This is a genomic window from Dolichospermum planctonicum, assembly GCF_005402965.1.
Taxonomy (GTDB): Bacteria; Cyanobacteriota; Cyanobacteriia; order Cyanobacteriales; family Nostocaceae; genus Dolichospermum; species Dolichospermum planctonicum.
In genome coordinates this window covers 22,597-28,596 of record NZ_BJCF01000049.1, presented here as the reverse complement: position 1 = coordinate 28,596, position 6,000 = coordinate 22,597, and the positions used below count along the sequence as shown (strand labels likewise).

7 protein-coding genes are annotated in these 6,000 nt (G+C 38.2%); 3 read left to right on the top strand and 4 right to left on the bottom strand.

Annotated elements, in window-relative coordinates; genetic code table 11:
- Positions 1–185 precede the first annotated feature (185 nt).
- From FFO06_RS17420 to petP, 4 genes are all read right to left on the bottom strand, one after another.
- Complete coding sequence (locus tag FFO06_RS17420; RefSeq protein WP_137909166.1) at positions 186–458, bottom strand: hypothetical protein; 273 nt, start codon at positions 456–458, stop codon at positions 186–188.
- A gap of 79 nt (positions 459–537) precedes the next feature.
- Positions 538–1,575, bottom strand: coding sequence for a chlorophyll synthase ChlG (gene chlG, locus FFO06_RS17415; RefSeq protein ID WP_137909165.1), 1,038 nt, complete (start codon positions 1,573–1,575; stop codon positions 538–540).
- An 89-nt stretch (positions 1,576–1,664) separates the two neighbouring features.
- Positions 1,665–2,765, bottom strand: a complete 1,101-nt coding sequence (locus FFO06_RS17410; RefSeq protein WP_137909164.1) for a Get3/ArsA fold putative tail anchor-mediating ATPase NosAFP — start codon at positions 2,763–2,765, stop codon at positions 1,665–1,667.
- An 84-nt stretch (positions 2,766–2,849) separates the two neighbouring features.
- Entirely contained in the window at positions 2,850–3,041 is a 192-nt protein-coding gene (gene petP / locus FFO06_RS17405; protein WP_028084001.1) for a cytochrome b6f subunit PetP, read from the bottom strand.
- Between the two features lie 108 nt (positions 3,042–3,149).
- On the opposite strand from petP, the gene FFO06_RS17400 reads away from it, so the two are divergent.
- The 3 genes from FFO06_RS17400 to FFO06_RS17390 all read left to right on the top strand — a co-directional run bounded on the left by FFO06_RS17400 (position 3,150) and on the right by FFO06_RS17390 (position 5,917).
- Complete coding sequence (locus FFO06_RS17400) at positions 3,150–3,962, top strand: Uma2 family endonuclease (protein WP_137909163.1); 813 nt, start codon at positions 3,150–3,152, stop codon at positions 3,960–3,962.
- Positions 3,963–4,255: 293 nt separating this feature from the next.
- Positions 4,256–5,062 carry an ABC transporter permease gene (locus FFO06_RS17395; RefSeq protein ID WP_137909162.1) on the top strand — a complete coding sequence of 269 codons (807 nt, stop codon included), beginning with the start codon at positions 4,256–4,258 and terminating at the stop codon, positions 5,060–5,062.
- An 84-nt stretch (positions 5,063–5,146) separates the two neighbouring features.
- Positions 5,147–5,917, top strand: coding sequence for a Uma2 family endonuclease (locus FFO06_RS17390; RefSeq protein WP_137909161.1), 771 nt, complete (start codon positions 5,147–5,149; stop codon positions 5,915–5,917).
- The last annotated feature ends 83 nt before the right edge of the window (positions 5,918–6,000 follow it).

Here is a 6,000-nt window from a genome sequence, read left to right as displayed (position 1 = left end):
GTTCAGCTTGAGTAAGGTATACTTTATGCGGGCAAGATGCCCGCACCACAAGAGTTTTATCATTAATAATTAATATCTGTACTTGATAATATCGGGAATTGCTGTAAGTGCTGTATTTGATAATGTTGGGTAACATTATGTCAACCCAACCTACATATTAAATAAGGATTTAGAAGGAGAAAAAATCATGAATGTGATTGATAATCTTTACAACCAATTGCTGCTTCTGTACTAGCAATATATGGATTTACTGTACATTTAAGACGGTAATTATTGGTGAAAAATTGGCAATTATGACAGGGGATTTTGTGCATTTCTTGGGCAATTTTAACAGTTTCCTTTGTAGCTGTCCATAAATTCAAAAACACCATAATAATCATAGTCCAAGCTATGAAAAAGCAAATCGGAACTAAGAAAGGTTGTATCCCGTGAGTGAGGAAAGAGATAAAATTTAACATGACAATTGCTAAACTTGGTAAACTGAGGAGTTAAATCCCCGACTTCTGAAAAAATCGGGGGATTTGGAATTAATAAATGTTAAACTCCAGCATGACCTAATGCAATACCCGTTACCAACATTCCCAAAACCAAGAAAGGTTGGGCGCTGGCTTGATATTTGACATCATTAGCTATGGGGTCACGGAGGAAATACATATCTTGGAAAGTGATTTGGGGGATAATTAATAATACGAGAATAGCTGCATATAAATTCTCGTGAATACTGACCAAATAACCAGCAACCAAACCTTGAAATAAATCAATCATGACCACACAAATTAAGGCCGCAGTTTGTACCCCAAACATAACTGGTAATGATTGTAAACCTAATTGGCGATCGCCTTCCACACTTTTAAAATCATTAACAATGGCAATACCCAAACCTGCCAAACTATAGAACAGAGTCAGAACGACAATTTTCCAATTCAATTCACCAAATAAAGCATGACCGGCCCACCAAGGTAAAGCGATATAACTAGCGCCTAAAGCATAATTTCCTAACCAACCATTTTGTTTTAACTTTAATGGAGGTGCAGAATAGATATAAGCAATGAAAGTACCAAAAACAGACAACATTAAAACAGTAGGAAATGGATGATTTGCCCATAAATCCAAAGTATAAGCTACCCCGTATCCTAATAATAGTAAAACAATGATTTGGCTAATTACTTGCTTTTGGGAAATTGCCCCGGAAGGAATAGGTCTGTAGGGTTCATTAATAGCGTCAATGTCCCGGTCATAATAATCATTGATAGTTTGAGTATAACCGGTTAATAAAGGACCAGAAAGCAGCATACAAAGGGCTGATTTGAGAACATTTTCTAGAGTCCAAGTGTAATTACCAGCAGAAGCCGCACCACAGACCACACCCCAAATTAGGGGAATCCAAGTAATCGGTTTCATCAATTGTAAGCGAATTTTCCAAATAGAAGTTTCCCCTGGACTTGCACCTTTCATTCCTAGTAATTGCCGAGTTTTGGCATTACGATCTTCCGTTGTTGTTACTTCTTGATTTGTAGATTCTCCAACTACCCCATTTGCTTGAGGATTTGGATTAATAGAATTTGATTCGGACATAAGGTGTAATGGTAATTGGTAATTGGTAATTGGTAATTGGTAATAGGCAAAATTGGTTGTATCAATTTCTTTTACCTATTACCCATGACCTAAAAAGAAATTATCAAATAACTGTTTTGAAACTTTGCCCCAGTCACAGGTTTACCACTTAAAGCAGGAGGGAGGAAGATATTGCGTCTTTGATCTCCGGCTTCTACCGTGACTTCTGGACCGTACTGAGTAAGTTTAACTTGTTTTTTGTCAAAACCAGGTAAAAAGAGGCGTACTTGGCGATTATGTACATCAATTTCTATTGGTTGATTAGCTTGTAATGCTTGCTCAACAAAATTGGGTAAAGCATTAATTAGAGGTTGCCATTCACCATTAGATACATCAGGAACTATACTCACAGGTAGAGGTGCAAATTCCGAGGTTAGATGAGTATTTTCCCCTCCAGCTACTAAAATTAACCCACCAATAGTTAGACCAACTTGTTGAGCGCTTCCCCAAAGATAGCGCGAATTTGCCACATCAATTGAGTCTGATGTTGTCACCAGAAAAGCAGCGACACGCTGGGGATTAGCCACAGCGGCTTTACCTTGTTCGAGAAAACCATTAACTTGGTTAGTAGGTTGGGCGAAATTATCAGCAGTCCAATTAACATTAAAAAGACTACTAATTAAAGGTTGAAGAAAGGGAGATTCTGTAATTGTTTTCCCCAAATCAGAGTTAATAAACAATTGCCGAAATCGTCTCACGTACCAACTCAAAGATTCTGGCATTCCTAACATTCGCAAGGTGGAATCATCTCCGGTGCCATCATAGATAATCGCGTCATATTTGCCACTGGCATCATATTCACGCAGGGCATTGAGCGCGAGAGCGTGATCCATACCTGGTAATGCTACTAATTCTTGCCCGTAAACTTCTTTAAAAATCGGTGTACGCAGGTATTGAGCCTCTAGTTTTTTCATCTCGTCCCAATTGCGTTCTAGCAGTACAGATGCTGTAAACTGTACTGCTTGGAGATTGGGAGAGATTTCCTGGGGGTCAGGAGTCAGAGCCGTATTGAGTAGAATTGGCAATGTTGGATCTGCTAGTCCTGCTAAGAGTACCCTTTTACCTTGTGTTGCCAAACTAATGGCTGCGGCGATCGCTATCTTACTGCGATAGATGCCGTTTTTGCCCAAAAATGTCAGTATCAAGGCCATTACTCAATTTCCAAATCGCCTATCTTGTCAATTACAACTTAGCACTCAACCAATCTTTTTAGCTTCTGCTGTGAGTTATTTTGATTAAGCTGGTTTGATTTCATCGGCAAAAAACCAGGTAGAGAAGTTATCGTCAAACTTCACCACCACGCCAATTCCTGCCCCGTCAGTGACTTTGTAGCCTTCGATAATGCCGATTTTTCCCAGTTTTTGAGCGATAGTAGAGGATACCCGGTCGCGCAAACGAATCACTTTAACTTTTTGTCCAATTTCCATGATCTAGTTAACATCCAATAATCTCAATCTCAGTGTAGCGGAATCTGGCACTCTATTTTCACCCTCTATAGTTTAAAATTAAATCAGTAAGCAAGTAGGTATACTCTTATGTTTGTTACAGCCCAGCAGCTAGAACAACAAATGCCGGATGCCACTCGTTTGTTAAGTGATGAACCGGAAATGGAAAGTTCTTTACATTATATGCAGTTACTAATACTAGTAACTAGTTTAGAATGGTTGTGGCGCGATCAAAATGATTTTTTTATTGGTGCAAATCTCACTATTTACTTTAGTCGTCAACAGTTAAAAAATCGAGAATTTCGCGGACCTGATTTCTTTTTAGTGAAAAATACGGAAAAAGTTCCTCGCACTTCTTGGGTTGTATGGGAAGAAGATGGCCGTTATCCAGATTTGATTATTGAATTACTGTCAAATAGTACAGCCAAAATTGACCGCAATTTAAAAAAAGCTCTCTATGAAACCCGCTTTCGTACTCCAGAATATTTCTGGTTTAGTCCCGAAACTTTAGAATTTACAGGTTTAAGGCTCGTAGGCAATCAATATGAAGAAATTGTTCCCAATGAACAAGGATTACTTTGGAGTGAAGTCCTAGATTTATATTTAGGTGTGGCAAATGGTCAACTTCGCTATTTTACAGCTACAGGCGAATTAGTACCAACACCGGAAGAAACAGCTACAAAAATCCAAAAAGAAGCTCTGCAACTTAAAAACCAAGCTCTGCAAGCTGAACAGGAAGCTCAAGCATCCCAGCAAAAAGCTTTGCAAGCTGAACAAGAAGCTCAAGCATCCCAGCAAAAAGCTTTGCAAGCTGAACAACAATTAGCGCATGAAAAAGACAAAGTACAACTTTTAGCAGCGCATTTATTGTCTCTGGGAATAGACCCTGATAGTTTGAAGTAACTAAATATGGAGGGGATACTAAATAAACTCTAAACCTATATAAATCAAAGGGTTGGGGTTGATAAGAAAGAAAATAGGTGCCAGGTTTTTGAAGGTAAGAGGCGCGAAAAATGTAGGGTCAGTGCCTCATGAGGTACAATTGTAGCGGGCAAGATGCCCGCACCACAAGATTTTTATCATTAATATCTATACCTGATAATATCGGAAACTGCTGTATCTCGAAATTAATCGTAATTAATGGTGTAAAATAGCCAAATGAGTTTTTTCCTGTGTGTAACGACGGTGCTTGAAAAATGACACTTTCCCTGAAAAATAATTTACATTGGTCACAAGTACAGCGTTATTGGGAACTGCTGTATGTTTTAGTAGTGCGAACTCTGAAAGTACGCTACCGGGGTTCTTTTCTAGGGGTTTATTGGTCGCTATTGAACCCATTGATTATGACGGGGTTATATACTGCTATTTTTGGTGCTACCTTTGCATCTTATTATGGTAACTCTATTCTTAACTATATGCTGGCGGCGCTGACAGGGCTGTTAGTCATTAATTTTTTCTCCGCTTGCACGTCCCAGGCTTTAAGTAGTGTAGTCGGTAATGGTGCATTATTAAATAAAATTCAGTTGCCAGTTAGTGTTTTCCCGGTATCAATGATTGCAGCTAATGTCTTTCAATTTTCAGTGGGAGCATTTCCGTTACTGGCAATTATGACTTTAGTTAATGCCAAAAGTCTAGTCAATGTCCTAGCGTTGATATTTCCATTTATCGCACTGATTTTAGTTTCTACAGGGGTGGGGTTTTTAGTTAGTGCTTTGTATGTATTTTTTAGAGATTTACCTTATTTTTATGAATTAGTGGTATTTGTAATTTGGATTAGTAGTCCTATATTTTATCCAGCAGCTATTGTACCAAAGCAGGTTAAGCCATTTTTAGGTTTAAATCCCTTATCCCCAATTATTGAAAGTCTACGTCAGATTACATTATCAGGTGCATCACCTGATTTAGGTTTGATTTGGGGGGCTTTGCTGAGTGGTATAATTATTTTAGCTTTGGGATGGACTTGTTTTCATCTGTGGCGACATCAGTTTATGGATTTACTGTAACATGGTGAAGAGTTGATAATTAGACTGGGTAGGTCCTGATATTTTATCATTAACAAAAGATAGTAAATTATCCCCATAAAATTTATGGCTTTAACCGCACAAGAAATAGAAGCATTAATGCCAGATTGTACGGAACTACTCAGCGACGAACCAGAGATGGAAAGCTCTTTGCATTATACACAACTATTAATCTTAGTAACTTGCTTAGAATGGTTATGGCGTGATAGAGAGGATTTTTTCATTGGCGCAAATCTCAGCATCTATTATAGCCGACAACAGTTAAAAAATCGAGACTTTAGAGGACCTGATTTTTTTCTAGTCAAAGACACAGAAAAACGTCCCCGTCTGTCTTGGGTAATTTGGGAAGAAGACGGTAAATATCCTAATGTGATCATTGAACTACTTTCTGATTCTACTGCGAAAGTAGATAAGGGATTGAAAAAACAGTTATATCAAAATCAATTCCGCACTCCTGAGTATTTTTGGTTTTCACCAAATACCTTAGAATTGGTAGGGTGGAGATTAACAGACAGTGAATATAAAATTATTCCCGTATCGGAAAATGGCTGGTATTGGAGTCAAGAACTGGGATTATACTTAGGAGTTTGGGAAAATAGATTGAGGTATTTTACCGTTGCGGGAAAATTGGTACTCACACCGGAAGAAGCAAATTTAGAGGAAATGAGAAAAGCTGAGACTGAACGACAAAGGGCTGAGACTGAACGACAAAGGGCTGAGACTGAACGACAAAGGGCTGAGACTGAACGACAAAGGGCTGAAACTGAACGGGAAAGGGCAAATAAATTAGCAGAATATTTGCGATCGCTCGGTGTAGATCCTGATAGTATAAATTAAACTTAAGCAAAAATCAATAATATGTATTAAAATTATTCAGCATTGTCAAAATAAACCATGACGACAATGTATGATTTAGCGAT

Coding starts and splice junctions, on each gene's coding strand:
- FFO06_RS17390 (WP_137909161.1), top strand. CDS start 5,147: ATGGCTTTAACCGCACAAGAAATAGAAGCATTAATGCCAGATTGTACG.
- chlG (WP_137909165.1), bottom strand. CDS start 1,575: ATGTCCGAATCAAATTCTATTAATCCAAATCCTCAAGCAAATGGGGTA.
- FFO06_RS17400 (WP_137909163.1), top strand. CDS start 3,150: ATGTTTGTTACAGCCCAGCAGCTAGAACAACAAATGCCGGATGCCACT.
- FFO06_RS17395 (WP_137909162.1), top strand. CDS start 4,256: ATGACACTTTCCCTGAAAAATAATTTACATTGGTCACAAGTACAGCGT.
- FFO06_RS17410 (WP_137909164.1), bottom strand. CDS start 2,765: ATGGCCTTGATACTGACATTTTTGGGCAAAAACGGCATCTATCGCAGT.
- petP (WP_028084001.1), bottom strand. CDS start 3,041: ATGGAAATTGGACAAAAAGTTAAAGTGATTCGTTTGCGCGACCGGGTA.
- FFO06_RS17420 (WP_137909166.1), bottom strand. CDS start 458: ATGTTAAATTTTATCTCTTTCCTCACTCACGGGATACAACCTTTCTTA.